This is a genomic window from Mucilaginibacter sp. SG538B (genome assembly GCF_013376065.1).
Lineage (GTDB): Bacteria > Bacteroidota > Bacteroidia > Sphingobacteriales > Sphingobacteriaceae > Mucilaginibacter > Mucilaginibacter rubeus.
The window spans coordinates 182,326-208,902 of record NZ_JABMJI010000001.1 but is presented as its reverse complement, the minus strand read 5'-3'; the positions used below and the strand labels follow the sequence as shown (position 1 = coordinate 208,902).

At 43.7% G+C, this 26,577-nt stretch carries 18 protein-coding genes and 2 tRNA genes; 7 read left to right on the top strand and 13 right to left on the bottom strand.

The window, feature by feature from the left end; translation table 11 throughout:
* Window positions 1–109: 109 nt before the first annotated feature.
* Window positions 110–997, top strand: coding sequence for a dienelactone hydrolase family protein (locus FHW88_RS00750; RefSeq protein WP_176622389.1), 888 nt, complete (start codon window positions 110–112; stop codon window positions 995–997).
* A 52-nt stretch (window positions 998–1,049) separates the two neighbouring features.
* Here FHW88_RS00750 and FHW88_RS00745 read toward each other — a convergent pair whose 3' ends face one another.
* The 3 genes from FHW88_RS00745 to FHW88_RS00735 all read right to left on the bottom strand — a co-directional run bounded on the left by FHW88_RS00745 (window position 1,050) and on the right by FHW88_RS00735 (window position 5,621).
* On the bottom strand, window positions 1,050–1,316 hold the full coding sequence (locus FHW88_RS00745; protein ID WP_090534028.1) for a DUF4342 domain-containing protein: 267 nt from the start codon (window positions 1,314–1,316) through the stop codon (window positions 1,050–1,052).
* Between the two features lie 436 nt (window positions 1,317–1,752).
* Entirely contained in the window at window positions 1,753–2,871 is a 1,119-nt protein-coding gene (locus FHW88_RS00740; RefSeq protein ID WP_176622387.1) for a Gfo/Idh/MocA family protein, read from the bottom strand.
* A 443-nt stretch (window positions 2,872–3,314) separates the two neighbouring features.
* Complete coding sequence (locus FHW88_RS00735; protein ID WP_255485188.1) at window positions 3,315–5,621, bottom strand: GH92 family glycosyl hydrolase; 2,307 nt, start codon at window positions 5,619–5,621, stop codon at window positions 3,315–3,317.
* Between the two features lie 316 nt (window positions 5,622–5,937).
* Between FHW88_RS00735 and FHW88_RS00730 the strand changes: the two genes are divergently transcribed.
* Entirely contained in the window at window positions 5,938–6,996 is a 1,059-nt protein-coding gene (locus FHW88_RS00730; protein ID WP_176622385.1) for an alpha/beta fold hydrolase, read from the top strand.
* Between the two features lie 412 nt (window positions 6,997–7,408).
* Here the strand turns inward: FHW88_RS00730 and FHW88_RS00725 are convergent, their stop codons facing one another.
* Window positions 7,409–7,549, bottom strand: a complete 141-nt coding sequence (locus tag FHW88_RS00725; protein ID WP_175490104.1) for a hypothetical protein — start codon at window positions 7,547–7,549, stop codon at window positions 7,409–7,411.
* A gap of 31 nt (window positions 7,550–7,580) precedes the next feature.
* Window positions 7,581–8,372 (bottom strand): alpha/beta hydrolase, encoded by a 792-nt coding sequence (locus FHW88_RS00720; protein ID WP_176622383.1) that lies wholly within the window; start codon window positions 8,370–8,372, stop codon window positions 7,581–7,583.
* 421 nt (window positions 8,373–8,793) lie between these two features.
* On the opposite strand from FHW88_RS00720, the gene FHW88_RS00715 reads away from it, so the two are divergent.
* Window positions 8,794–9,189 (top strand): DoxX family protein, encoded by a 396-nt coding sequence (locus FHW88_RS00715; RefSeq protein ID WP_176622381.1) that lies wholly within the window; start codon window positions 8,794–8,796, stop codon window positions 9,187–9,189.
* Window positions 9,190–9,340: 151 nt separating this feature from the next.
* Here FHW88_RS00715 and FHW88_RS00710 read toward each other — a convergent pair whose 3' ends face one another.
* Window positions 9,341–9,757 carry an acyl-CoA thioesterase gene (locus FHW88_RS00710; RefSeq protein WP_176622379.1) on the bottom strand — a complete coding sequence of 139 codons (417 nt, stop codon included), beginning with the start codon at window positions 9,755–9,757 and terminating at the stop codon, window positions 9,341–9,343.
* 634 nt (window positions 9,758–10,391) lie between these two features.
* Between FHW88_RS00710 and FHW88_RS00705 the strand changes: the two genes are divergently transcribed.
* From FHW88_RS00705 to FHW88_RS00695, 3 genes are all read left to right on the top strand, one after another.
* Complete coding sequence (locus FHW88_RS00705; RefSeq protein WP_176622377.1) at window positions 10,392–11,375, top strand: helix-turn-helix transcriptional regulator; 984 nt, start codon at window positions 10,392–10,394, stop codon at window positions 11,373–11,375.
* Between the two features lie 78 nt (window positions 11,376–11,453).
* The gene (locus FHW88_RS00700) at window positions 11,454–12,524 is read left to right on the top strand and encodes an alkene reductase (protein WP_176622375.1); all 1,071 of its coding nucleotides are present in this window, start codon (window positions 11,454–11,456) and stop codon (window positions 12,522–12,524) included.
* 18 nt (window positions 12,525–12,542) lie between these two features.
* Window positions 12,543–13,484: an NAD(P)-dependent alcohol dehydrogenase gene (locus FHW88_RS00695; protein WP_176622373.1), complete on the top strand. Its 942-nt coding sequence runs from the start codon at window positions 12,543–12,545 to the stop codon at window positions 13,482–13,484.
* A 168-nt stretch (window positions 13,485–13,652) separates the two neighbouring features.
* On the opposite strand, the gene FHW88_RS00690 is transcribed toward FHW88_RS00695, so the two are convergent.
* The 5 genes from FHW88_RS00690 to FHW88_RS00670 form a co-directional block, all read right to left on the bottom strand.
* Window positions 13,653–13,726: transfer RNA gene (locus FHW88_RS00690), tRNA-Asn, on the bottom strand.
* Window positions 13,727–13,813: 87 nt separating this feature from the next.
* Window positions 13,814–17,965, bottom strand: coding sequence for a hybrid sensor histidine kinase/response regulator (locus FHW88_RS00685; RefSeq protein ID WP_176622371.1), 4,152 nt, complete (start codon window positions 17,963–17,965; stop codon window positions 13,814–13,816).
* 342 nt (window positions 17,966–18,307) lie between these two features.
* Entirely contained in the window at window positions 18,308–19,117 is an 810-nt protein-coding gene (locus tag FHW88_RS00680; RefSeq protein ID WP_176622369.1) for a DUF1080 domain-containing protein, read from the bottom strand.
* A gap of 228 nt (window positions 19,118–19,345) precedes the next feature.
* On the bottom strand, window positions 19,346–20,452 hold the full coding sequence (locus FHW88_RS00675; protein ID WP_176622367.1) for an acyltransferase family protein: 1,107 nt from the start codon (window positions 20,450–20,452) through the stop codon (window positions 19,346–19,348).
* A 322-nt stretch (window positions 20,453–20,774) separates the two neighbouring features.
* Window positions 20,775–20,848: transfer RNA gene (locus tag FHW88_RS00670), tRNA-Asn, on the bottom strand.
* A gap of 315 nt (window positions 20,849–21,163) precedes the next feature.
* Here FHW88_RS00670 and FHW88_RS00665 point away from each other — a divergent pair.
* Window positions 21,164–22,078 carry a PfkB family carbohydrate kinase gene (locus tag FHW88_RS00665; RefSeq protein ID WP_176622365.1) on the top strand — a complete coding sequence of 305 codons (915 nt, stop codon included), beginning with the start codon at window positions 21,164–21,166 and terminating at the stop codon, window positions 22,076–22,078.
* Between the two features lie 281 nt (window positions 22,079–22,359).
* Here FHW88_RS00665 and FHW88_RS00660 read toward each other — a convergent pair whose 3' ends face one another.
* Window positions 22,360–23,541 carry an acyl-CoA dehydrogenase gene (locus FHW88_RS00660; RefSeq protein ID WP_129568600.1) on the bottom strand — a complete coding sequence of 394 codons (1,182 nt, stop codon included), beginning with the start codon at window positions 23,539–23,541 and terminating at the stop codon, window positions 22,360–22,362.
* 370 nt (window positions 23,542–23,911) lie between these two features.
* The gene (locus FHW88_RS00655) at window positions 23,912–26,359 is read right to left on the bottom strand and encodes a bifunctional YncE family protein/alkaline phosphatase family protein (protein WP_176622363.1); all 2,448 of its coding nucleotides are present in this window, start codon (window positions 26,357–26,359) and stop codon (window positions 23,912–23,914) included.
* Window positions 26,360–26,577: the final 218 nt, after the last annotated feature.

The following is a 26,577-nucleotide window of genomic DNA, read 5'->3' as shown; positions in this document are numbered from 1 at the left end:
ATACCATGTAGAAACTCTCGCAATTCAACACACAAAACATTACCGGTAACGAGACTGTTACACCCTAAACAAAACCTAACCGGTAAATTTGAACAAAGCCTCCGGAAATATGAACCAAATCAGCAAAGAAGATATCAAACAGGAAGTATTTGACCTGTATGATGATTACGCACATAACCGCCTCGACAGGCGCTCATTTGTGCAAAAGCTCTCCATGTATGCAGTGGGCGGCCTTACCGTAACCGCATTAATGAGTTTCCTGATGCCCGATTACCAGTCGACAGCAGAGATTAAATCTGATGATCCGCGTTTAAAATCGGGCTACATTAATTACCCTTCGCCAAAAGGCGGCGGAACAATTAAAGGATTATTATCGAAGCCTGCAGATGCAAAGAAGAAACTGGGCGGCATTGTGGTAGTTCACGAAAACCGGGGCTTAAACCCTTATATTGAAGATGTGGCAAGAAGAGCTGCCCTTGCAGGATTTATTACCCTTGCACCCGACGCGCTAACACCGCTTGGCGGCTATCCCGGCAATGATGACGAAGGGCGTACCATGCAGGCCAAACGAAATAAAGGCGAAATGGAGGAAGATTTTATAGCTGCCTATGAATACCTGAAAAACCATAAGGATTGCAATGGTAAGGTAGGTGTTGTAGGCTTTTGTTTTGGCGGAGGAATTGCCAATATGATGGCTGTGCGTGTTCCCGATCTGGCTGCCGCTGTTCCATTTTATGGAAGTCAACCCGCTGTTGAGGATGTCCCTAAAATTAAAGCGCCGCTGTTGCTGCATTACGCGGCCCTGGATACCCGAATTACGGAGGGCTGGCCGGCATACGAAAAAGCGCTTAAAGAAAATGGCAAAAAATATCAGGCTTATATCTATGAAAACGCGAACCACGGCTTTCATAATAATACAACTCCACGTTATGACAAAGCCGCGGCAGAACTGGCCTGGAAACGGACCATCGATTTTTTTAATGAGAATTTAAACTAAAGACCTAAAATTTCAGGTCTTTAGTTTCGCAGGATGATATTGTGAGGATACCTTATTCTTTGGGGGTATCTTCTTTATCTTCCTCTTCCCGTTCTACCGTTATGGTACATTCCGTAACCAGTGCGGCCAGGGTACCTACGGCAGCAAAAACCGGTGCCAGGATCATCCCAAAAAGGCCCACACTTAACGGAAAAGTCATTAGCTCTTTACCATGCTTGTCCGAAATGGTGATCCTGCTGGCTTTACCTTCGTTAATTATCTCTTTTATCTTTCCCAATAACGCTTCACCGTTAATTGAAAATGTTTCTTTGGTGCTCATGTTTTTTCTAAGTTTTTATATTTAGATGAGCATACCAGCAGCTTGTTACAGGTTCTGCTAAATATGCCGATGTGTACCTGTAGCTATGTAAGGCAGAACGCTACGACTATGGAGCCATAGCATTTGCTATAAACAAAGTGCCCTCATATGCGATACCTAAATTAAAGATTGGCCGGCTGCACCAGAGGTGCAAAAGGTTTGTAGAAATCAAAAACAGCGCTGGCGTGTGCCAGAGGTACACAACCCCGGTGTTCCGTACCTCTGGCACGGTTGTTTTCGGTATAATGCGTTACCACTACAAACCTGTTCCCCCTCTGGGGGGATTTCTCTTAACTTACTGACATTGCCCTACGGTGTATATTGCAAGCCTGCCTACTAACTATTTAACGACGCCCATAAGAGTCGTGTTTTTATAGCATAATCAATTGAGAATTGGTTAAACACTTATCTCCACCTTCTTTCCGGTTTTAACAGCAAGGTAAATGGCATCAATAATTTTAAGGTCTTTCACTCCCTCTTCGCCATCTACCGGTACTACCGGCTTTTTATTATTAAATATAATCTCGCACATCTCATCCATCTGTACGGTTTGATGTGTGGTAACAGGCTGGTTTAATTCTCCTAAGTGGGTGCGGCCTTTAATTGGCCCGTAGCCGGTAGAAGGCTGCATTTCGGCAAAGCCTTTTTCTCCATCAAGGAAAAATCGGTCGAGATTGTTCATATTGTAGGTTGACAGGCAAGACGCGACGGCCCCGCTTGGGAAGCCGAACTGGAACTGGATGGTTTCATCAACCCCTTCTTTAAATTTCACCGTATCGGTTTTAGTTTCCTGGGCTGTAACCCATATCGGTTCTTCACCGGTCATATAGCGGGACCCATTGATGGCATAGATCCCAATATCCATCATAGAGCCGCCACCGGCAAGCTTTTGATTCAACCGCCATTGTGTGGGATCGCCGATGGTAAACCCGCATTGCCCCTGAAAAAACCTGATCTTCCCAAACTCGCCGTTTTGCCTCATCCTGATCACTTCAAGCGTTTTGGGCTCAAAATGCATCCGGTAGCCAACCAACAATTTTACATTGGCCTTTTTACAGGCATCAACCATCTCCTGCCCCTCTTTGGCATTCACGGCCATTGGCTTTTCGCATATAGCATGTTTACCGGCTGCAGCCACCCTGATCACAAAATCGCGGTGCAAGCCGTTGGGTGTAATAACGTATACCGCGTCGATATCGGGGTTGTTTTTAATGTTATCGAAATTCTCATAGTTGTAGCAATTTTTTTCGGGGATGCCATATTTGCTTTGCCATGCTTTAACTTTTGATGGGGTTCCGCTAATTACCCCAACCAGTTTAGCTTTGGTACATTTCCGCATAGCTTCTGCAACTATGGTTCCATAGCCTCCAAGTCCCATAATAGCCACACGTAATACCGGGCCGTCATAAACCTGTGCAGTTTTGTCTGCTCCCGCTGCACATCCTAAGTATGGTACAAGTTGCAGGGCCAGGGCCGATAAGCCCAACTTTTGTAAAAAATCACGACGAGAATTCATAGGTATGTTTTTTGGTTTATGACAATTTACATATTTCCGGGTAAAATACACTTAAGTCATCTGATTTTTACAGGGAATGAGGAGCTTCCTTCTAAAAGAAGCTAAAAACAAATAAGAAAATCGTAATGCGTGGAACGAAGCCCGGCCCGACCTATAGAGTAGCTCTCCATTGTTTGGGATTGCTTTGCTTATCACAATGGAACTATCATAAGTAATTGATTATTAAGCATTTTTTTAATCTATTTTATAACATGGGCGTTGCCTGCGGCCGGGCTATCCGCTGCAAGTCCTCGCCTTGCCTGCGCATAAACCTAACCCGCGCTGTGGGCTTTACGCTTCTATCCCTAACGCAGCCCTTGCGAAACACCCCTAAAATATGGTTTATACATCATTACATTTTTCGATCTGTTTGTAAATACCTTCCGATGCTAAGCTCCATTATATCACATCCCCTCAGGTTGATTTGCCGGTTTCACTGCCCAGTTATTTCCCGGTTGATCGTTCAGATATATGTCGAGCTTACCGCCGTTGCTGATATCGTTGTAACGGATAAAATTATTGGGCATTATTTTGCCATTCAATTTCACCGAGCGGATATACATTGATTTAGGGCTTGATTTATGACAGATGATCTCAAACTTTTTGCCGTTTTGAAGCGTGATAGCAATTTTATCAAACAAAGGTGAACACAACAGGTACTCGCCCGAAACCGGGTTTACCGGGTAAAAACCTATGGAAGCGAACAGATACCAGGCCGACATTTGGCCGGCATCATCATTTCCTCCCAAACCACCCGGACCATCACTGTATTCAGTGGCCAGGATCTTGCGTACAGCGGCTTGCGTTTTCCATGGCGATGGCGTATAATCATACATAAAAGGGATCTGGTGCCCCGGCTCATTGCCATGCCAGTATTCGCCTTTTTCAAACAGGCTATCTAACGACTGTTCCAGTTTCTTCGTTCCACCCATCAACTTTGCCAGGCCGGGGACATCCTGCGGTACATAAAAGGTATATTGACGTGCGGTACCTTCTGTAATATAAGTCGCCTTTTTATCCGGATCAAAGGGGGATATCCATGTACCATCAGCATGCTTGCCGCGGACAAAGCCACTTGCAGCATCAAATACATTGGCATAATATTTTGCCCGTTTGGTGAGTGTGGTATAATCGGCAGATTTTTTTAAAGCTTTTGCAAATTGCGCCAGCGCGTAATCATCATAAGCATACTCCATTGTGCGGCTTACCTGTTCCATTTTATGAAAGGCATCGCGTACGCTATCTTCCAAAGGAATGTATTGATATTTTAAATAACTATCCAATGCCCTGCGGCCTTTGCCTTCTACATAGTCGGCCCGGTTGGCAGGTAGTTCAAAAGCGTTATGCCTTAAAATTTGGTAAGCTTCTTTAGCGTCAAAATCAGTGATCCCCTTTAAATACGCCGAACTGATTACAGAAGCCGTATGATCGCCGATCATTTCGGATGTATAGCTGTTCCAGCAGGGGAACACTGGCATCCAGCCACCCTGTTTACCTTTCAGGATCAGTGATTTCGCCAGGTTATTGATCAAAGTTGGGTTCAGGATCTCAAACAACGGCAACTGTGCCCGGTAAATATCCCACATCGAAAAATCATCATAATAATTGCCGCCTGATAATTGTTCCATTTGATAATCGCCGGCAAACCGCGGGTATCTGCCATCAACATCATTAAAAAGACGCGGATGCTGCATTGCATGGTAAAACGAGGTATAAAAGATCCTTTTATCCTGCTCATTTTTAGTTGAAATATTGATTTGCCCTAAGGCCTTCTCCCATTTTACCCTGTTGCTTTCTGCCAACTTGTCAAAATCAAATCCCGGCATTTCGGCTTCCAGGTTTTTGCGGGCGCCTTCCAAACTGGTAAACGAAGTGCCTATCCTGATGGTTAGCTTTTCGTCTTTATTGAGCTTAAATCCGGCATAAATCCCTGTACCTGAGTCGTTTTTGATGCTATCCGCAATAAATATTTTATCGCCTGCAAAAGTGCCCGTTTTACCTAAACTCCGTTCAAACCTGATCACAAAGAAACCGCTGAAACCTGCGTTTTTTCCCCATCCCTGGTAAATACGGTGAGCAGGATTGTAACCCGATATTTCGCCCTTTTGTTGATCCACTTTTACAAAGCCTTCATGATAATCGCTATTAGCTTTGATCAATAAATAAAGGCTGTCGGCTTGCTGCATAGTAAACTGCATCATGCCGCAACGCTCCGTGGAGGTTACCGCGGCACTCACTTTATATTGGTTAAGATTGATGCTATAAACGTGAGGAGACGACAGTTCATCAGTATGTTTAAATGCTGCACTATAATTAACTGTTTTTAGCTTACCTGTGATGGGCATAATGGTAAAGCTGCCATAGTCCTGCGTACATGAACCGCTTAACCAGTGCGAACCACGGAGGCCGTTGAACAGGCTGTCTTTATAATAATATGGGGGCACGCACTTGGTTTCACCGCTCTCAGTTTCGGGTGTCCATTGTGTCATGGCAAAGGGGGCAGTAACCGCGGGAATAGTGTTGGCAAACCGTGTATCAGCCGCCTGTCCATGTTTTAGTGCCGAAGCTGTAGTGGCGATAGCTGTACCGGCCATGGGCTGTACATATTTAACCAGTTTTTGGGCAAAAACCGGCCACGGAAACAACAAGAAAATGATATAAATAAACCGGTTTGCAATTTTGGAGATGAACTTCATTTTCGGACAGGGCATTAACAAACAAATTTCGGCAAAATACAGCAATCGTTGCTAATTGTTACATTCACGAGTAAAATAATGATGTTATACAACCTGGCCGGTACCGATAAACCATAAGGATTAGTTGTTACTGCGCTCCAACCAGCACTGCCACTTCCAACTAATTTCAGTTAATGGCAAATCTGCTGGGGAATATGTCTAACTGAAGTCACCATTTGTCCGGTTCATGCATCAACCTCTTCCATAATCCTGGTGCTGGTGTACTTTTGTTATGCCCGATGATGAGGAAAGCATCTGAAAGCGAATTATTAACCAAACTAATCCGAAAAAAATGAACAACGAAACAACATTCAGCCGTCGCCGCTTTCTTGGTATCTCCGCATTAACAGTTGCAGCAGCAGAGTTAGGCGGTCTCGGTTTACTTAAAGCAGAAACCAAACAGATAGATTCACCGGCACAGCAAAACAATACTCTTTTTTCTACAGCTTCTTTCGACTCGATCAAACAGATAAATGCAGGCCTGCTTAATATTGGCTACGCAGAAAGCGGCCCGGCAAACGGGCAGCCTGTTATCCTGCTTCACGGATGGCCATATGATATACATAGCTATGTTGAAGTATCAGCCATACTTGCCAAAGCCGGCTACAGGGTTATTGTACCTCATTTGCGCGGCCATGGCACAACGCAATTCCTTTCGGCACAAACTTTCAGGAACGGGCAGCAGGCAGCAATAGCTACTGATGTTATCGCACTGATGGACGCATTAAAAATAAATAGCGCCATTATTGGTGGTTTTGACTGGGGCGCTCGTACAGCAAATATCGTGGCGGCATTATGGCCTGAGCGCTGCAAAGCAATGGTTTCGGTAAGCGGATACCTGATAGGCAGCCAGGAAGCAAATAAAAAACCATTGCCGCCCAAAGCAGAACTATCATGGTGGTACCAGTTTTATTTTAGTACCGAGCGCGGCCAATTGGGCTACGAGGCAAACAGGCGTGAATTTAACCGGCTCATCTGGGAAACAGCATCACCCAACTGGAAATTTGACGACGCTACTTTCGCGCAAACCGCCCCGTCTTTTGACAATCCCGACCATGTTGCTATCGTGATCCATAATTACCGCTGGCGCCTGGGCCTTGCCCGAGGTGAGGCAAAATATGACGATATGGAAAAAAAGCTGGCTACCGCACCTCCAATCATTGTGCCTTCCGTAACCCTTGAAGGCGATGCCAACGGCGCTCCTCACCCTAAGCCTGCTGATTATGCAGCCCGCTTTAAAGGTAAATATGCACATCATACTATTAGCGGGGGCATAGGCCACAACCTGCCCCAAGAAGCCCCTAAAGCTTTTGCTGACGCCATTATAGAAGCCGAAAGCTTTGCCAGATAAATAATCCCTTTTTTTTAATAACACGGTAAACCAGGATAAGAAATGTTAAAAATGCGTTTCCTATCCTGGTTTTTTATTTACTTAAAAGCAGGTATGCATACCTGTCTGTCTTTCTAAAACCCTTTTGCACCTCTGGTGCAATCATCGTTGAGCTCTATTCATTAAAATCTGTTACCGGTATCAAATGCTATGGCGGGGGGAAGGCTGCAGAAAACAGCCTCCTTCAATGCCCGAATCCCTCCCGGGCGGCAATTCAAATTGATTGCTTTAAACTGATCGTTTTATTTATAAGTTAACTAAATCTGTGAGAGTCTATGATAGCACAGCAGGCAGCAGATGAGTTTGCGTAATTTAAACCGCTATGGGTTTGACCTGCGCTTGCTATACTATATATTTTACCAGACTGGCTTTATCAATTGGTTTTACGGGCTACCTTAAATCTGCGGAACAACCTGTTGGAACTCGTAGCGGTATCCAATACCATCATGGCAAAGATTGTATACCGCTCTTCAACAGGAAAAGGGCAGCCGTTAAAACGGTCGCCCCTTTCCATCTTTTAGTAAATGAATTAAAATAACATTACCTTATTTTTTTTCAGAACCATTTTTTGCAGCAGCTTCAATTACGCGGGCCACAGCGGCAGCCTGCGATATAAATATAACGTGACTGCCTTTAACCTCTGTAACTACAGCACCGGCACGTTTATACATTGCACGTTCCAGTTCGGGGTTGATGGCTTTGTCCATAGTGGCTACAATGCCATAAGTTGGTTTGGTTTTCCAGGCGGCCTGTGTTAATGGGGCTACAAAGCTTGAGCCAACAATCGGCTGTTGTGAATCAAACATAAAATCTGCTTTCGCTTCAGTCAAATCAGCTGCAAAACATTCGTGAAAGAGCGCTTTATCAAAATATACCAGGCCATTTTTATCGGCAGGCAGGATACCATTTTTGGCAAGTGCCGGGCCCGACTGGTAAACATCCAGGGTCGACTGGCCAACTTCCGGCGCAAAAGCCGCAACATACACCAAACTTGCTACTTTGGGCGATACGCCGGCTTCGGTAATTACCGAACCGCCCCAAGAATGCCCTACCAGCACCGCGGGGCCGTCCTGTTTTTCCAGGGCACGATTGGTTGCGGCAACGTCATCATTGAGCGAAGTAAGCGGGTTTTGCACAAGAGTTACGTTGTATCCATCCTTTTTTAATATTCTATATACACCTTCCCATCCCGAGGCATCGGCAAAAGCGCCGTGTACTATCACAATGTTCTTTACAGCAGGTGCAGTTTGAGCCATACTGTTTTTTGGGTTGAAAGTAGATAAAAAGACCGCGGCGGCAGCTATTGTTAGTTTGGCAATGTTGATTTGAGTTTTCATTTTGTTAAATATTTATTGATTTACTCCCAAAAGTATATTTCAACTTGCCGCATACCGCGTTCAAGTGCGTTAACCCGACAAAAAAGTCCCTGAACCGGACATTTCAAACATTGAAAAAATTAGCGCCAGGCATTACATGTTAATCTATTTAACAGTATGATAAAAACCCGTCTTTCCGGCCCCGTCGCGTTTAGTTTATACGCCCGTCACCGGGATCGCTGCAATCATTATCTGAGGGATAGAAAACTTTAAGGCACGCTTTAATTAACATATTGAAGCAGTTTACATCAATGCCCTATGGAAGTCGGGGTCCGGATTGTCCGACCAGGAGCTTAGTTTGTCTGCTTCATCCCGAAAGTGGTTAGATATCCGTTGATTTTGCCACAATTTTGAGCCATCAAACAACTCAAAACTACATATCATGACAACAAAAACAGTAAAAACAATCTATTGGATAGGAACAGCATTGACTTCATTATGGTTTGCAGCAAGCGGATTTGGCGAGCTGACCAAAAACCAGTTTGTGTGGGATATCACCTTAAAACTGGGCTATCCTCCACACTTTATTTATATCCTTGGTGTCGCTAAACTTTCGGGAGTAGCTGTTCTTTTAACACCTAACAGATTGCTTAGATTAAAAGAATGGGTATTTGCAGGTATTTTCTTCGATATTATATTTGCTTTTTTATCTAAAATCGCTGTACTCGGTTTTCCCGCCACCATAGATGCCATTGTTGCATTTATCATGGTAACGGTTACCTACCTGATGTTCCGTAAACTTTATCCGGCTACATACACAGCTCCTGCCGCTGCATAAAATGCTAAGTTGCAGCAGGCCGATTCATAATACATCGGTTATTTCAGGCTTTAAGCAATCTCAAAAGAGGCTATCCCACAGGTAGCCTCTTTTGCATGCATGCTACCGTGCCGCATGATTATCCGGCAGGGGCAGGCGCTCTGCCGGTCGCTTAATCTTCAAGAACAAGGGCATCCTTTATTTTTTCCAATACCGAGGCCGGTAAATACGGTCTGCCGCCTGTTGCCGGCACACAGGTGCCCGTAAATACAGCTTTGGTCATTACCTTATTGTTGCATATAATAGATTGTTTAAAGTGCAGCTTTGGCAAGCCCCCTTTATCAGTATACAAGGTGCAGGTAACTTTAAATTCATCGCCCTTTTTTAGTGATCTGAGAAAGCTGATGCTATAGTTTGAAAGTACCATGTAAATGCCGTTTTTGGCTTCGGTTTCAAAATCAAACCCCAATATTTCCCTGATATAATCATGCCTGCAATATTCCATATAAAACGGATAATATAAACCATCCATGATCTCCTGTACATCTATATGCTCATCTTTTGCAATATAGGTTTTTGAGTATTCCATAATAATTAACCTTTTGTTGGATTGCAAAGCTATTGAACCTTTTGGTTTCAGGAAATGAGAGATCTGAATTTTAATGGATCAGTCCGGGCTGTGTCAAATAAAAAAGCCCCAATTGTTTGTGAGGCTTTGCTCCTGAGGCTGGGCTCGAACCAGCGACCCTCTGACTGTTAGGCTTAATTTCATTGAAAACAGGTAATTCAATTCCGCGCTCTTATCGGAGATCAATGATTCCAATCCCATAACCGCATTAGCGATGCGTTGCACTATTGATATAATAGCTAACGAGGCACTGATACAAAACATCAATTACAAAAAGTTAATATTTCCATAACAGCTTTTTTGGGTGGTTATAGATGTAAATTAATTATGACGATCCGGACATCACTCCGGGAATGTCCGAGTCGGACACAAAAAAATAAAAGAAATAATTAGATTTTGATAGTTGAGAACTAAATAAAATCTGAGTGTAACAAAATATGATGGGTAAAATAATAGAATACCTAAGCCTTAATTTAAATATACAATGCCCGACTAATTCAATTAATTAATAATGTTGAGGATTTAGGCTTTAACAAAAACGTGTCGCTATCTACCTTGTTAAAAACATTAAGATATAAAATCCATATTTTTAAACATGACTTTTGAATTTACGGTGCAGGCAGGTTTTAATTTTGTCAAAAGCTTTGGCAACCATTTTAATATTCCCGTTTTCAAGAATGAACTGAAAATTCCGCCGCATATGGGCGAAGGTCACATTAAGGCGATTGATGTAGCACCCGGCTTTAAGTTCGTATTGCATCATTATACTTTGAAAGAGGAATTTCATTTAAAGCGTAAGTCCCCCGCTGAAGTCAGTGATTTGATCTCCATTGTATTCAACAGTAATGAGCTACCTGCAGGATCTGCTATTGACCGGGAAACGGCAGTAGAATTTTTAAAGAAGAATGGGTCGTCAATCCAAATCGCCTCCACCGCTATATCCACCGAAACTATTTTTCCCGCCAATGTCGAGGTCTATTTTGGTGTCATCGGCATCAAGAGGCAATTGCTTTCCGACATCCTGCGGGTAGACCAGGTTAATGGTCCTTTGGAAACTATTTTAAATAGCGATAATCTATTCTTCTATCATGAAAAGATGTACCCGGATGTGGCGAGGGTTTTGAAGCTTGTTTCGGAGATCAACGAACAAAATAAATTGAGTGAGCTGTTTTATAGTAACAAGGCGCATGAGATGATCTACCTGTTGTTTGATAAACTGCTGGAAAGAGACAGCGACAAACAAAGTCCTGTTAACAAAGCTGATATAGATAAATTATACCTGATCAGGACTGCTGTACTGGCTGACTTGGGTCAGCCACCTCATTTAAGCGAACTTGCAGCCAATGCCGGCCTGAGCGAAACAAAAATGAAGCATTTGTTTAAGCAGACCTTTGGCGATACTATTTATAACTTTTACCAGAATGAAAGGATGCAGGAAGCCGGCTTTTTATTAAAACATGCGGGTTACTCCGTTTCTGAGGCTGGTTACCGGCTTGGGTTTTCGAACCTCAGCCACTTCTCACGGCTTTTCGAAAAACACTTTGGAACCCCCCCCAAAAAATACACGCTCGTCGGATAGGACTATTTTTCGGGCTTGAGGCGCTATTTTAACCGTCATATCCTGCGGACATTTGACATATCAAATAAAACAAACGATATGAAAAAGTTACTGATGCCCTATACCAGCCAGGCACTGAATTTAAAGAATCATTTAGTGATGGCACCCATGACCCGCAGTCGTGCTATTGACAACCTGCCCAACGCACTTATGAAAGAATATTACAGTCAACGCCGCGGGGCCGGGCTGATCATTACCGAGGGAACTGCTCCTGCACCGGAAGGCCTTGGTTATGCCCGTATCCCCGGCATATTCTCCAATGAACAAATTGAAGGCTGGAAATTAACCACCGCAGCGGTACACCAAAACAATACCAAAATTTTCCTGCAGCTGATGCATACCGGCCGCATCGGCCACCAGGCTAACCTGCCAGAAGGAGTGCGAGTGATTGGTGTTTCTGCTATCCCGGCGGCAGGGCAAATGCATACCGATACAGCAGGTATGCAGGATTACCCCGTACCTGTAGCATTATCAACGCAAGGGGTAAAAGAGGTGATCGGCCAGTATGTCACCGCTGCAAAAAATGCAATAGCTGCTGGTTTCGACGGCGTGGAACTGCATGCTGCAAATGGCTACCTGATCGAACAATTCCTTAACCCTAACGTTAATGACCGTACCGATGTTTATGGCGGAAGTATTGAAAACAGGTCCAGATTTGCTATTGAAGTTGCAGAACAAGTAGCAGAAGCGATAGGTAAAGAAAAAACAGGTGTAAGAATTTCGCCTAACTCTACCCTTGGCGACCTGCAGGCTTATGAGGCAGACACAACCGAGGAAACATACATTTATTTAAGCCGGGAGTTTAACCGGATCGGCCTGGCCTATATCCACATCAGTCTCAGCCCGCAGGTTCCAGCACAAACCTTAAACGCCATCCGTACCGAATTCGAAGGAACGCTCATTTACTGCAATACCTTTACTGCCGAAGGGGCTGAAGCCGAACTGGATAAAGGAGATGCAGACCTGATCGCATTTGGTAGGGGATTCCTGGCCAATCCCGATCTGGAACAGCGAATCATCCATGGCTCAGAACTGAATGCCCCTGACTTTACCACCCTTTACACACCGGGCGCTAAAGGCTATACAGATTATCCGGTATTATTTAATTAATTCAATAAGAGATCAAAAATGAAAAAGATAGTTTATCATAAATTCGGCAACGCCGATGTGTTGGAAATGACCGATACAGTTATTCCAGAGGTCAGTGAAACAACAATCCTGATCAAGGTCAAAGCAGTCTCCATCAATCCCCTGGACTGGAAGATAAGAAACGGCGAAATGAAATTAATGTCAGGCAGCAAATTTCCAAGAGGCACCGGTATCGATTTTTCAGGTATAGTTGAGGCAACCGGTAGTTCCATTAAAAACTATAAAGAAGGAGACGAAGTATACGGCCTGCTTGATGTTTTTAAAGGGGCGGCTTTAGCTGAATATATTATTGCAGAGGAAAAAGATATTGCAACTAAACCCATGGGAATTTCTTTTGAGCAGGCGGCCGCCGCGCCGGTGGTAGGCTCTGCGGCGATCCAGCTGTTCGATACCTTAGTCAATATTCAAACCGGCTCGGAGGTGCTGATCAATGGTGCTTCCGGAGGAATAGGCATGTTCGCCATACAGATTGCCAAAACGAAAGGAGCCACCATTACAGCCGTTGTAAGTGATGGTGGCTTAAAGGCAGCAAAAGATTGGGGCAGTGATTTTGTAATTAACTACCGCAAGGAAGATGTTCTTAAAGCCGGAAAGCTTTACGATGTGGTGATCGATCTATCTAATCAAATGTCTTATAGTGTTGCAAAAAAGATTATGAAGACTTCTTCTGTCTATGTGCATACTGCTCCGGGGCCAAAAGAAATCGTCTCCGCTTTTTTCATCAGTCTTTTTTCACCCCAAAAATATAAGGTCCTCATGCTTAAACCTTCGCAGCTATATTTAAAAGAACTTAAAAGATATATAGAAGCGGGACTTTCTGTCTTAGTCAGCAAGGCTTATTCCTTTGATTCATTTAAAACTGCTTACGCTGAGGCTCCTAAAGCGCACATCGTCGGAAAATCAGTAATCAGGGTTAATTGAAAAAAGTCAAACCGATAGGGGATGATCACTGAAATAAAAGGTCATAATTACCGGCAAAATAGCGATTCCGATAAGCCATTTTTTTTCGACTATCGAAAAAGTATTCAAATTTTATGAAAATAAAAAAACCCCACTCGCCAGAGTGGGGTTAAATCATTGATTTTAAGGCTCCTGAGGCTGGGCTCGAACCAGCGACCCTCTGATTAACAGTCAGATGCTCTAACCGGCTGAGCTACTCAGGAGTGTTGTCCGGTTGGGGATTGCAAAAGTATAATTTTCATTGATATTTTGCAATTTTATTCAACTTGTTATATCCTGCTGTTTCAGGGCTACGTGGTACTTGTATTCTTCCCTGCCCATTTTACAAGTTTTTTAACCAGGTCATCTAATTTAAATGGTTTGCTTATATAATCGTCCATACCTGCATCTATACAAATTTGCAGATCGGATTGGAGGGCATTGGCCGTCATCGCTATAATAAAAGGCCGTTCCGGGAAACGCTTCTTTATTATTCGCGTAGCTTCCAGGCCATCCATTTTGGGCATTTGTACATCCATTAAAATAACATCGAATGTTTTTTTATTAACCAAATCCAGTACCTCCAGGCCGTCTGCTGCCAAAGCGGCTTCATATCCTAACTTACTCAATATCTTCATGATCAGTTTTTGGTTCATCTGGTTATCTTCGGCAACCAAAATCCTCAATGGGTAACTTTCTGAAAAATTATCAGGCAGTTTATGATTTGCAGTATCGCTGTGCAGCGACTCATGAGTGGCAGAACTTACATGCTTGCCAAGTTCCTTTATAATGTGCTTGTATAAGTTATGCTGTTTTGCAGGTTTGGTTAGTATAGAACAAAACAAACCGGGGTTATCTTTATGGAAAACATAGCTGATGGAGCTCAACAGCATTATAGGTAATTCGGGGTATTTGGCCCGTATTAAGGTTGCCAGTTCAATCCCATCCATAAAGGGCATTTGCATATCGGTAATAACAAGCTTAAAATCATGCTGCTGCTGCTGCGCCAGGATCTCAAGAGCCTGTTCGCCTGATTTGGCTACTACCGGGCTTAGTTGCCACTGCTCCAGTTGAGCCTTTAAAATTCTGCAATTGGTATCATTATCATCAACAACCAAAATTTCGCTCTTTTCAAAACCCTGCATGGTATGGTTTATTTGTACAGGGTCCTGTAGTAAACTTTTTTGCGAGTGAATAGAAAACCTGAACGTACTTCCTTTGTCAACTTCACTTTCTACACTGATTTTGCCGCCCATTAATTTTACAAGTTGTTCACTTATAACCAGGCCAAGGCCGGTACCTCCGTATTGCCGGGTGGTTGATGAGTCAACCTGCGAAAATGCTTTAAATAGCCGGTGCAGCTTATCGGCAGAAATACCAATGCCGGTATCTTTTATCTCAAAGCCTAATTCGATTTGGTTATCATCTGATATGCTGAGCAAATGCACGGCTACATAAATTTCACCCTTTTTGGTAAACTTGATAGCGTTACTGATTAAATTGATCAGGATCTGGCGAAGCCTTAAACTATCGCCAATAATTTGCGCCGGTACATCATAGTCAATCTGGTAAACCAGGTCCAGCTTCAGGTGGGCGGCTTTTAGGGCAAAAACATCAAAAACCTCTTCAATACAGGTACGCAGGCTAAAATCCTTTTCCTCCAGCTCCATATTGCCCGATTCTATTTTCGAAAAATCTAAAATATCGTTAATCACCGCCAGCAGGTCTTCGCCGCAGGTTTGTATGGATTCGGCAAAAGTACGCTGCTCTTCATCCAAAGGAGTTTCGGCCAGTAACGACGCCATCCCGATCACCCCATTCATAGGTGTGCGGATCTCATGGCTCATGGTAGCCAAAAATATGCTTTTAGCCTTGTTAGCCTCCTCGGCCTCGAGGGCTAATTTTTTTTCAACTTCTATGGCACGGGCCAGCTGCCCGGTACGTTCTTTCACCTGGCGCTCAAGCTCGGCCTTTTGCTTTAATATAGAACGTGTACGGATAAGATAAAATGCCGGGCCGCTGATTATAAAAATTAACGCTACAATTAATTTAAACCACCAGGTAAGCCAAAAAGGAGGCTTAATGTTGATGATGATAAATGTGCCTTTGTTATTCCATTTGCAATCATTATTTGATGCCTTAACCCTGAATGTATAACTACCCGGATCAAGGTTGGTATAAGTGGCCGTTCTTTTATTGCCAACATAATTCCAATCTTTATCAAACCCTTCCAGCTTGTAGGCATATTGGTTTTTTTCGGGAATGGTATAATTCAGGGCCGCAAACTCAAATGTAAGTACCGACTGTTTGTAAGATAGGTTTATGGAGTCTGTTTCGCTGATATCTTTTTGAAGCGGGGAGTTTTTAGCCCCGGCGTTTACCTCCTTATTGAAAATCTGCAGCCCGGTAATATAAACAGGAGGGACAAAGTCATTATCTTTTAAACTATCGGGATAAAAAGTACTGAATCCGTTTACGCCGCCAAAAAACATTTCCCCGTCGGCAGTTTGAAAACAGGAATGGCCTTTAAATTCATCTCCCTGCAATCCGTCAGAAATGTCATAGTTTCTGATGGCTTTTGTTTTGGGATTAAACCGCGAGATCCCCTTGTTGGTGCTTAACCAGAGGTTACCTTTGCGGTCTTTCAAAATCGCATAGATCACATTATTAGGCAAACCCTCTCTTTCGGTGTATATAGTAAATGTTTGGTTATGCTTGTTAAACAGGTTAAGGCCGCCGCCGTTGGTACCTATCCATATATCACCGTTATCGGTTTCGATAATCGACTCGACAGTGTTGTTTGATAAGCTGCGTTTATCCCTCTCATCGTGCGTGTAGTGCGTAAAGCGGCCTGTTTTAGGGTTAAATACATTCAACCCGTTATCATCAGTGCCTATCCACATATTGCCCTGTTTATCCTGAAACACTGCTGTAACAATATCACTGCTTATGCTGTTGTTATCTTCCGGGTTGTTCCTGTACCGTGTAAAGAGACCGGTTTTTACGTTATAATGATTAAGGCCCCCTTTCCAGGTCCCTAACCATATATTGCCGTCACGGTCTTTATACATATTGTTGATATCTGAAAGGGAGAGGCTACGCGGATTATTTGCCTGGGGCATGTGATGTGTAAAGGCTCCCTTTTTTTTATCAAACAGGTCAAACCCGCCAATATGATAACCAATACCAATAACATCTTTATTTATTGGCACTATGGCCATTACATAATTATTACTTATGGTGTTGCTGTTATTATCACTATGCAGGTAATGAACAAAGGTCTTTTTCTTGCGATTAAATAAATTAAGGCCGCCCCCGTCGGTGCCTATCCAAATATTTTCGTCACTATCATCACCGGAGATGGCCAGCACGTTGTTGTTGCTCAAACTATTCGGGTTGTTGGGGTTTTGACTGTAGGAACTGAATTTATCGCCAAAGCCAGGCAAAAAATCAACACCGCCCGAATAAGTGCCTATCCAGGTATTCCCCGTATCATCTTTATATAAACAATAAACCGAGTTACTGCTCAGGCTGTGATGGTCGTTTGCATCAAATTTGTAGCAAGTAAATTTATTGGCCGGATAATCGAGCACACTTATGCCGCCATTTTCGGTCCCTATCCAGAGTTTCCCGTCGCCGTTTTCGAGTATCGAAAGAATATCGTTATGGCAAATACTGTTGCTGTTATCAGGGTCGTGTTTGAAATTTATAAACGAATTATTTTTATTGTTATATAATGCCAGGCCTCCTCCATGTGTACCTGCCCAAATATTGCCTTTGCTATCTTTGTATACCGCCTTTACCCAGCTGGCGCCGATGCTGTTTTGGTTTGCAGGATCATGAACATAACCAATAAACTTACCGTTTTGTGGATTAAAATGGTAAAGCCCGTCATCGGTACCTATCCATAACCAGCCATTATTATCCTCGGTAACCTGGTAAATGAAATCGTTAGCTATACTGTTTGTGCCATTCGCGGCATGTGTGAATCTTTTAAATGAACCATTTGCAGCATTAAACAGATATAAACCCTTGCTGGTGCCCAACCACATCCTTTTTTTACTATCCAAAAAAACAGACTGTACAGCAAAAGTTAAATGATTGGAATAGTGGATAAATGTATTTGAGGCCCGGTCAAATCTGTCAAGCCCGCTTTCGGTTCCAATCCATAAATTATGATAACTGTCTTCCGTTATAGCTAATACATAGTTATCGATGATGGTTGTTTTATTATTCTGGTCGTGCTTATAATGCGTAAACTTATAACCGTCGTACTTATTAAGGCCATCTTCGGTGCCAAACCACATAAAACCACGGCTATCTTTAATAATGGTTACTACATGGCTTTGTGACAGGCCTTCATTTGTGCTGAGCTGTTTAAATTTAAGGGCGAGTGTTTGCGAATAGGATAATCCGGGAAAAAGCAGGTATAAACACCAGATAAAAAGCGATATTGGCCTCATTATTATTTTGCTGGTAGTTTTATCGTATTTTTAATCGGTTGATGTTATAGCCAAAACAAGCATTGCAGCGGCTGAATAAATGCTCTTATCTTGCGGAACTTATTAATTTGGTTTCAGGAATTTAGTCTTAATAAGTTCTATCGGGTAAGAATTTATATTGACCAAACCGCCTTTAACGTTCATGATAATTCCGGGTTACCGGGAGCTTGTTTTAAGTTAGTCCTGCTTGCCAGTCATACGGTATTTACGGGAAATAGTTTCGTATAACGTGTTATTTTCGCCCAATTAACGGCTGTTGTTAACTCAGGAGAAATATTAACGAGCCCGGCTTTCGTTTACAACCTACCGGTCTGTATCCGGCAACTGTTTAATCTCTATATTCCTGAAATCGACGGGCTGTCCTTCACTTTGCAGAGCGATAAAGCCGCTGCTTAGTAATTTGCCATCCTGCTTGTATTTAGGATCATAGCCATGTGCCACGCCGCCGCCAATGGTAGGCCTTGAATATTGAAGTACGGTATCGCCGTTGATAATATGGGTAATTAATTTGTTGCCCTGAACAATTAGTTCGCCTTTTACCCACTGGTCACCGTCATAGGTTTTTGAAGTAGAGTTGATACAATGATCGGGCGAAACCTTTCCTTTATAAACAACATCAGTGCCGGGTGAGCACATATTCCCTGTTGGCCTTGGTTTCCCGTCGCTCAGACCGCCTAATAACTGCATTTCTATCGATATCGGCCAATCCTGGTCCTTTAGCATAGTTCGGGGATCCTGTGAATGAAACATGACGCCGCTGTTAAGGAGTGTGTAGTCTGGTGCGCCTTTTTGCTGTTTACCAACAAAGCGGTATTCAAACCGCAGGTGATAGTAAGAGAACGGGGTTTTGTAATACAAATGACCAAACTGATCGTTGAAATCGCCGTACTGATCATAGCTAACCCTGATCATGCCATCTTCTACCCGAAAGGTATTGCCATAATTTTCGCCAACCAGGTGGTGATTGATCTTCACAAACCAATCATTAATGTCGGTCCCGTTAAACAGCTTCGTCCAGCCTTTATCGGCATTGCCGGCGTCAGCCAGCTTTTTCGGCCCGGTGCAGCCCAATATAAGGAGGCAGGAAAACATAAAAACGCGTGTTATTTTCATAGGTGGTAAGGTATTATGCTTTTTATAGACAAATTAAATGCTTTTGTTCACTTAACGCTTTGCTAACCGGTATTTCGAAAGTTTGCTCAATATTAATTTTGCTGACCCTCCTTTACCGTAAGTTTTATCTCTTATGCTACGAATTTAAGAAATTCAGGCCATGTTTTATTGCTTTTAATGCTTTGCCTGTCAAGGTACGCTGAGGCCGCTTTTGTTCAAGATCTCTTTTTAACCAAGCTTTTTTCGCAGCCAGCTACGCACCGGCTCATCATACCATTTCAAAGTAATATACGCCAGGAAAATTGCACCAATCAAAATAACTAAGGCATAAGGCCAGGCCTGTACTATGGTTACGCCTTTATGATTGCTGATCCATGCCACGTAAAAATAAACCAGCGGATAATGCACCAGGTAAAGAGGATAGGATATATCGCCGAGAAACCTGCATACCCTGCTCTCCGTTTGGGTATGGACCTTACCGCCGGCGCCAAGATAAACGATAAGCGGAAACATGATAATAATGCAAACGGACTCATAGATCCCGTTCATCCAAAGATGGGCAGCACCGCCGATGCGCGGCATATACATTACTATCGATATTAAAACACTGCACCATAAAAATGCGTGCCTGATGCGGGCTGGTTTAGCAATACGTGAAAGCAACAGGCCGGCAAAGAATGGGTATATGGTGCGGGTAATGCCAACGCGCACCTGTTCCACGTTAAGTGTCCAGCCGCCGCTGACATCTCCATTGGTGATAGCCAGGTGCGCAAATGCTACAGCTGCAACGCATACTAAAACCGACAATGTAGTTTTTGAAAATTTTCTTATCCAAACCGCATAAAGAATGTTGGCGATGTATTCAAAGAACAATGACCATCCTACGCTGTTAAGAGGATGCATTTCCTGCCAGCCGCGAATATCCAAAGACAGCGGTACCGGCAGGATGGTATAACCGATCAGCATTACCAGCAGCATCTTCCAAATTGGTACAGTATGAATGAGCGGCCACAGCGTAGAATCTGTAAAATAAAAACCTATGGCACCCAATGTCATCCCGAGAATTACCATAGGCTGAAGTCGCTCGATACGGCGTTTAAAAAAACTGCCGATTGTCATTTTATGCCAGCGGTCGTCATAAGCATAGCCCATAACGAAACCCGATAGCAGGAAAAAGAAATCGACAGCCAGGTACCCGTGGTTAACTATGATATCCAGATGGCCGCTCCCCAATGGTTCGGTTAGGTGAAAGGTAACTACGATAATGGCTGCAACACCGCGCAAGCCATCCAGTATCGGGTAATGTGGTTTGGTGATCAGTTTATTATTGTCCATGTATAAGATTAGAGTTGGTAGATATTTGGCCGGACGCTAAAGCAGGCGTTGCCAATGTTCAGCGGGTGTTTTTCTTTCCTGTGCATGTACGGGCCGGTAAGACCAATGACTTAAATCGGTTAGATTGGTTCATGAACAATATATAATTGAAGTCTTATTCAGATCGTAAAAATAAGTGAAAGTGATGCCGGGATATCTTCATATCGTGTCAAAATACATGCATATCGTCTCATTTTCGCATGTTTTGTGGATCATCGCCTGCAAAGTGATCTGCAGAATATCAGATATAAAAAAAGCCTCACAGACATGTGAGGCTTTTTTGCTCCTGAGGCTGGGCTCGAACCAGCGACCCTCTGATTAACAGTCAGATGCTCTAACCGGCTGAGCTACTCAGGAATCTAATCCGGTTTGGAGTGGGGCAAAGGTAAAAACTCAACGGATATTTCACAATTTTTATTAAAAAAAATTTAAAATATTTTTTACAGGCTTTTTTAGCCCCTGATTATGTGCTACTTAAAACCCAATGACACATTGTATTTTTTTTTAGTTCCCGCAATTCTTTCTGCAGAGCCCTTTTTTCAGCCGCCAGGTTTCTGAAACTGCTTAAATTATGTTTTCTCAAATGAAAATTGGCATCACAAACCGGCATCAATGAATGATTATCCCTTAATTTTCACAATATTTGCGGCAAAAAAATATAAATATCTTTACATGAGTTTGTTAGTTATTGGCACTGTGGCGTTTGATGCCATTGAAACCCCTTTTGGTAAAACCGATAAAATAGTAGGCGGCTCTGCAACCTTTGCAAGTTTGGGCGCTTCTTACTTTTATGATAAAATAAAAATTGTTGCGGTTGTTGGCGATGATTTCCCGCAGCACGAGATTGAGGACCTTCAAAAGCACAACGTTAATACCGAAGGCCTGCAGGTAAAACAGGGCGAAAAATCATTTTTCTGGAGCGGGCGTTACCATAACGACATGAATAGCCGGGATACCCTGGTAACTGAGCTTAATGTATTGGAAGCTTTCGATCCAATTATCCCGGATAGTTACCAGGATTGCGAATACCTGATGCTGGGCAACCTTTCTCCACAAGTACAGCAAACAGTTATAGCGCGCCTTAAAAACCGTCCTAAGCTCATTGTAATGGACACCATGAACTTTTGGATGGATATTGCCCTTGATGAGCTTTTAAAAACCATCCAGCTGGTGGATGTGCTAACCATTAACGATGCCGAAGCCCGCCAGTTATCCGGCGAATTCTCATTAGTTAAAGCCGCCCGCAAAATATTAACCATGGGCCCTAAATACATCATCATTAAAAAAGGTGAGCACGGTGCATTGCTGTTCCATGAAGATAAGATTTTTAGTGCCCCCGCCCTTCCATTGGCCGAAGTATTTGATCCTACTGGCGCTGGCGATACTTTTGCAGGCGGCTTTATTGGCTACATGGCTAAAGTAGGCACCGTTAATTTCAACAACATGAAAAACGCCATCATTTTTGGTTCGGCCCTGGCCTCATTCTGTGTTGAAAAATTTGGTTCAGAAAGATTAAGAAACCTTAGCGAAGAGGAAATAGCCGCCCGGATCCAGGAATTTGTAGGCTTATCTAAATTTGAATTGTAAGATAGCTGTTTAAAAACATTAATTTTTTAATGTAGAGACACATCACATGCGTCTCCCGTTTGCAATTCAAGATGTATAGTAACGCTCTAAAAAGCAGCTTGCCCTATGAGAGACGCATGTGATGCGTCTCTACAAAAAAGAACTTTTATAAAGCATTTTAGGGTATGTTCAGAAGAATCTCTAAAATACAAAAAAATAAACCCTCTATATGTTTTACATACAGAGGGTTTACAAATAATATAATTGTAAATCAATAACTACAGGCAGAATAACCGGGTTCCCTATCCTTTCAACACTTCCCTGCTAATCACTATCTTCTGGATCTCACTGGTGCCTTCGCCTATAGTGCAAAGTTTGGCATCACGATAAAACTTCTCAACAGGGAAATCCTTGGTATAACCATATCCACCGAAGATCTGAACAGCCTCGGTGGCTGTGCGAACCGCCGTTTCAGAGGCAAAATATTTAGCCATGGCCGATTGTTTTGTGACCGGCAGGTGGCGGTTTTTCAGATCAGCGGCCTGCATTATCAGCAGTTCGGCTGCTTCAATTTCGGTAGCCATATTGGCCAGCTTAAATGCTATCCCCTGGAAATTACCAATAGGCTGTCCAAACTGGCGGCGCTCTTTGGCGTAAGCAACCGCCGCTTCAAAAGCACCTTTTGCAATCCCTAACGAAAGCGCCGCTATCGAGATCCTGCCGCCGTCTAACACTTTCATGGCCTGTTTGAAGCCCTCTCCCTCAACACCCAGCAAATTTTCCTTTGGTACACGGCAGTTATCAAAAATAAGCTCCGTGGTTTCTGAAGCACGCATACCCAGCTTGTTTTCTTTTTTACCATGGGTAAAACCCGGCGTACCTTTTTCAATCACCAGCGCTGAGATCCCGTGCGAATCGCCCTTGTTGCCTGTACGCACCATCACTACCGCCACATCGCCCGATTTACCATGGGTTATCCAGTTTTTTGAGCCGTTCACTACATAATGGTCGCCATCCAAAACGGCGGTGGTGTTCATACCCAGCGCGTCCGAACCGGTGTTGGCCTCGGTTAATCCCCAGGCGCCAAGCCATTCGGCAGTGGCCAGTTTGGGCAGCCACTTCAACTTTTGCTCTTCATTGCCAAAGGCAAGGATATGCCCCGTACAAAGCGAATTATGGGCGGCAACCGATAAACCTATAGCACCGCAAACTTTGGCTATTTCACTGATCACGGTTACATATTCAAAATAGCCGAAACCGGAACCGCCATATTGTTCGGGCACAAAAATGCCCATCATGCCAAGCTCGCCCAATTGTTTAAACAAGTCGATAGGGAAAACCTGGGCTTCGTCCCATTCCATTACATGAGGTTTAATATAACGTTCGGCAAAGTCTTTGGCCATCTGGCCAACCATTTGCTGATTTTCGTTCATAGCAAAATCATACCCGCCTGTTGAGGGGGTATCGGTTAACAAAGTATCCATACATTTATAATTGGTTACTACAAAATAACGTATAAAAAATGAGATTGGTTTGCCCGTAAAAGCCTGCAAATCAAGAACAGTTTGGTATTGGGTATGAATTATAGGTTTAGTTAAAACAGAGTGGTTTTGGGGAGAGGAAACTGATGAAAAATATTTTTCAGGAATTGTTGAAGCGGGGACTAACCTGACAGTCCCATCGGAGTTTTTGAAGCTTTAAGTCAACCGATAGGCCAGGTGGTAAATCACTTTGCAGGTGAAATACCGTCAATTTTTATGAGCTAACCTAATCTCCAAACCTCTGATGAAACGGGAAGCCTGATAAAAATGATTGGATAATTTTTTCATTCATCCTTATCAGGCTTTTCTTATGTTAATCATCATCGTCTGCTTTTTGAACGGCCTTTACAAATGCTGCCCGTACCGGCGTGGGCACAATTGTATTTTCTCCTTTAATCGCTTTCCATACCATGTTGTTCATGATCTCGTCGGGTACCCGGTCAACTGCCGAAAAATCAAGCCCCCTGGCCATTGCTGCAAGCTTTGTGCCCTTAGGATTAAGTTCATTAAGGTTAATATTTGAACGCAGGCTGTTAAATGGTTTGGTATCGGGCGTTTTATTAAAACAACGCCACATGGCTGTAGCCGATGCATCATACTGGGTCATAGGCGGCAGGCCGAGAATCAGCTCGATAGTACGCAGCACCGACGAAGTGGAATACATGGTGTGATCAACAAAATTACGTTTTACAAATCCCCCGGCCATGTATGCAGGCGAACGATGAGCGTCAACGTGATCGGGGCCATTCTGTGCATCATCTTCAAGTATAAAAATCACGCTGTTTTCCCATATCGGGCTTTTACTGATATGCTCCACCAGCCGGCCAACAGCAAGATCATTATCAGCCACATGGGCAAAGGGTGTAGGCCTGCCCGGAGTTGTGCCCTCCGTATGATCTGATAGCATCCGGATGGTATTTAGCCGCGGCAAGGCATTGTTGCGCATCAGCGAGTCAAAATCATGTTCCCAGGCCTGGTACCGCAAGGTATCAGGGTCACGCAGGTCGCGGGTGGGATAGGCTTTTGTAAAATGGTCTCTCAGAACAGGTATCTGTGGCGTATTATCGGCATTGATAAACTCGCCATAAGTACGGAAAGTTACGTTGGACCGGTTGGCCTGGTCCCAGATGTAGAGCTTATTTTTTGCGGCGGGGCCTACAGCGCCCGGACCGCGGCCGCCATAACTGGTAGGCCAGTTTTTTTCCATATAATCAGTAGCATAGGCGCCCAGGCTCCAGTTATGCCCATCGGCACTAACCTCACCATCTACATAAAAATTATCCAGCAGCACAAAGTTTTCGGCCAAAGCGTGGTGATTGGGCGTAATCCGTTTGCCAAACAGCAGCAGGCTTGTATCGCCATTGCCCTTCGGCATATCTGACAGTACCTGGTCATACGTCCGGTTTTCCTGGATAACATAAAAAACATACTTTATTGGCGATGCAGCTCCTACTTTAGCCGGAATGGGGTTGCCATCTTCGCTATAAGCCCCTGTTTCCTGTTCCCGGTGATAAGGCGTATTACGAACTACGGCCTGCGAATAAACCGTCAGCTGCTTTTCTGTTGGCGTGGGGATGATGCTCAAAGTCCCCATTAATAAGCCGCCGCCGATATATTCTGTACGCGCGGGCCTGAATGGATCGCCTCCATGCAGTACAACGGTTTGACTTTTGGCTGCCGGGTTAGGCCCATGCGGATTAGGCAGCGACGAAAAGCCTTTAGCATTGGCTACGTATAATTTATCATCTATAACACGCACAACGCTGGGATACCAGCCCGTGGGCACAAAACCAAGCGACTGACTGGCACCCGGCTTTGTTACATTAAACACGGCCAGGCAGTTATTATCGGCATTGGCAATGTATAATGTTTTACCATCCTTACTCAGGGCTACCGAGTTACTGGTAGTACCGCTAAGCGGCGTAGGTGATACTGCGGTGTTCAGTGTTTCCAGTACTTTACTTTTGCGCACGTCAATTACCGATACTGTATTGTCGTTGCCGTTGGCTACATACAGGTATTTTCCATTCCGGGAAATGCACAGGTCATTGGGGTTATCCCCTACCGCAATGGCATCTGTGAGCTTATTTTCTTTTGTATCAAATACGGCTACCTTATCGCCACCCCAAAGACTGATGTACAATTTTGACATATCGGGCGATAACAGGCAGGTATAGGCCTCTGCGCCCAATTTAACCTGCTGAATGACTGTTTTTGTCTTGAGATCGATAAGGTACAGGCTGTTATCCAGTTTGGTAACTACATATAAAACACCGCGCTTATCATCAAGGGCCAGCCCGGTAGGTGAAATGGACGCCGAATTAGGCTTTTTGCTCCATGCTTCGCCCAGCTTTATGGTGTCAGCTGCCAGCAGCTTATCATTATTGATGGCATAACGAATAATCCAGTTATTGTCACCTCCTGAGGCGTAGAGTGATTGCTCGTCTGCACTAAAAACCAGGCCTCCCCAGGCTTTGCTGATCAGTACTTTGTCCAGTTCACGATCTGTACGTGCGTCTAAAAGCTGAATGGTTTGAACACTCTGCCCATTATTGGTAACCGCGGCATAATGATGGCTTTTGCTCACCGCGATATTCAGGGGCAGATCGCCCAGGGGAAGGCTCTTGCCAACAGGTGTTAATGACCACCCATTGGGCAATTTTACCCGTTTATTTTCAATAGCGGCGAGATCTTGCGCCCGAACGAACTTGCTGCAGATAAGCAGCAAAACGATTAGGCAGAGCATTTTTTTTAGTGACATAAGATAATGATATGCCGGTAAAAGTAGACCACCAATATTAATACATTATTAAATCATGGGCGAAGATCACCAGCTTGATTGTAACAAAATGAATGGAAATCAGCGGGCGCTAACCGGTACCAATTTTACCGGTCAAAAAACGGCGCGGTATTAGTACCGGGTAATGTGAAGTCCATTTAAATCTGCGAGACACCCTGATGGAACGAAAAAAGGGGCAC

Coding starts and splice junctions, on each gene's coding strand:
- FHW88_RS00715 (WP_176622381.1), top strand. CDS start 8,794: ATGACAACAAAAACAGTAAAAACAATCTATTGGATAGGAACAGCATTG.
- FHW88_RS00735 (WP_255485188.1), bottom strand. CDS start 5,621: ATGCCCTGTCCGAAAATGAAGTTCATCTCCAAAATTGCAAACCGGTTT.
- FHW88_RS00675 (WP_176622367.1), bottom strand. CDS start 20,452: ATGGACAATAATAAACTGATCACCAAACCACATTACCCGATACTGGAT.
- FHW88_RS00750 (WP_176622389.1), top strand. CDS start 110: ATGAACCAAATCAGCAAAGAAGATATCAAACAGGAAGTATTTGACCTG.
- FHW88_RS00660 (WP_129568600.1), bottom strand. CDS start 23,541: ATGGATACTTTGTTAACCGATACCCCCTCAACAGGCGGGTATGATTTT.
- FHW88_RS00685 (WP_176622371.1), bottom strand. CDS start 17,965: ATGAGGCCAATATCGCTTTTTATCTGGTGTTTATACCTGCTTTTTCCC.
- FHW88_RS00730 (WP_176622385.1), top strand. CDS start 5,938: ATGAACAACGAAACAACATTCAGCCGTCGCCGCTTTCTTGGTATCTCC.
- FHW88_RS00725 (WP_175490104.1), bottom strand. CDS start 7,549: ATGGAAAGGGGCGACCGTTTTAACGGCTGCCCTTTTCCTGTTGAAGAG.
- FHW88_RS00665 (WP_176622365.1), top strand. CDS start 21,164: ATGAGTTTGTTAGTTATTGGCACTGTGGCGTTTGATGCCATTGAAACC.
- FHW88_RS00700 (WP_176622375.1), top strand. CDS start 11,454: ATGAAAAAGTTACTGATGCCCTATACCAGCCAGGCACTGAATTTAAAG.
- FHW88_RS00740 (WP_176622387.1), bottom strand. CDS start 2,871: ATGAATTCTCGTCGTGATTTTTTACAAAAGTTGGGCTTATCGGCCCTG.
- FHW88_RS00710 (WP_176622379.1), bottom strand. CDS start 9,757: ATGGAATACTCAAAAACCTATATTGCAAAAGATGAGCATATAGATGTA.
- FHW88_RS00745 (WP_090534028.1), bottom strand. CDS start 1,316: ATGAGCACCAAAGAAACATTTTCAATTAACGGTGAAGCGTTATTGGGA.
- FHW88_RS00705 (WP_176622377.1), top strand. CDS start 10,392: ATGACTTTTGAATTTACGGTGCAGGCAGGTTTTAATTTTGTCAAAAGC.
- FHW88_RS00680 (WP_176622369.1), bottom strand. CDS start 19,117: ATGAAAATAACACGCGTTTTTATGTTTTCCTGCCTCCTTATATTGGGC.
- FHW88_RS00720 (WP_176622383.1), bottom strand. CDS start 8,372: ATGAAAACTCAAATCAACATTGCCAAACTAACAATAGCTGCCGCCGCG.
- FHW88_RS00695 (WP_176622373.1), top strand. CDS start 12,543: ATGAAAAAGATAGTTTATCATAAATTCGGCAACGCCGATGTGTTGGAA.
- FHW88_RS00655 (WP_176622363.1), bottom strand. CDS start 26,359: ATGTCACTAAAAAAAATGCTCTGCCTAATCGTTTTGCTGCTTATCTGC.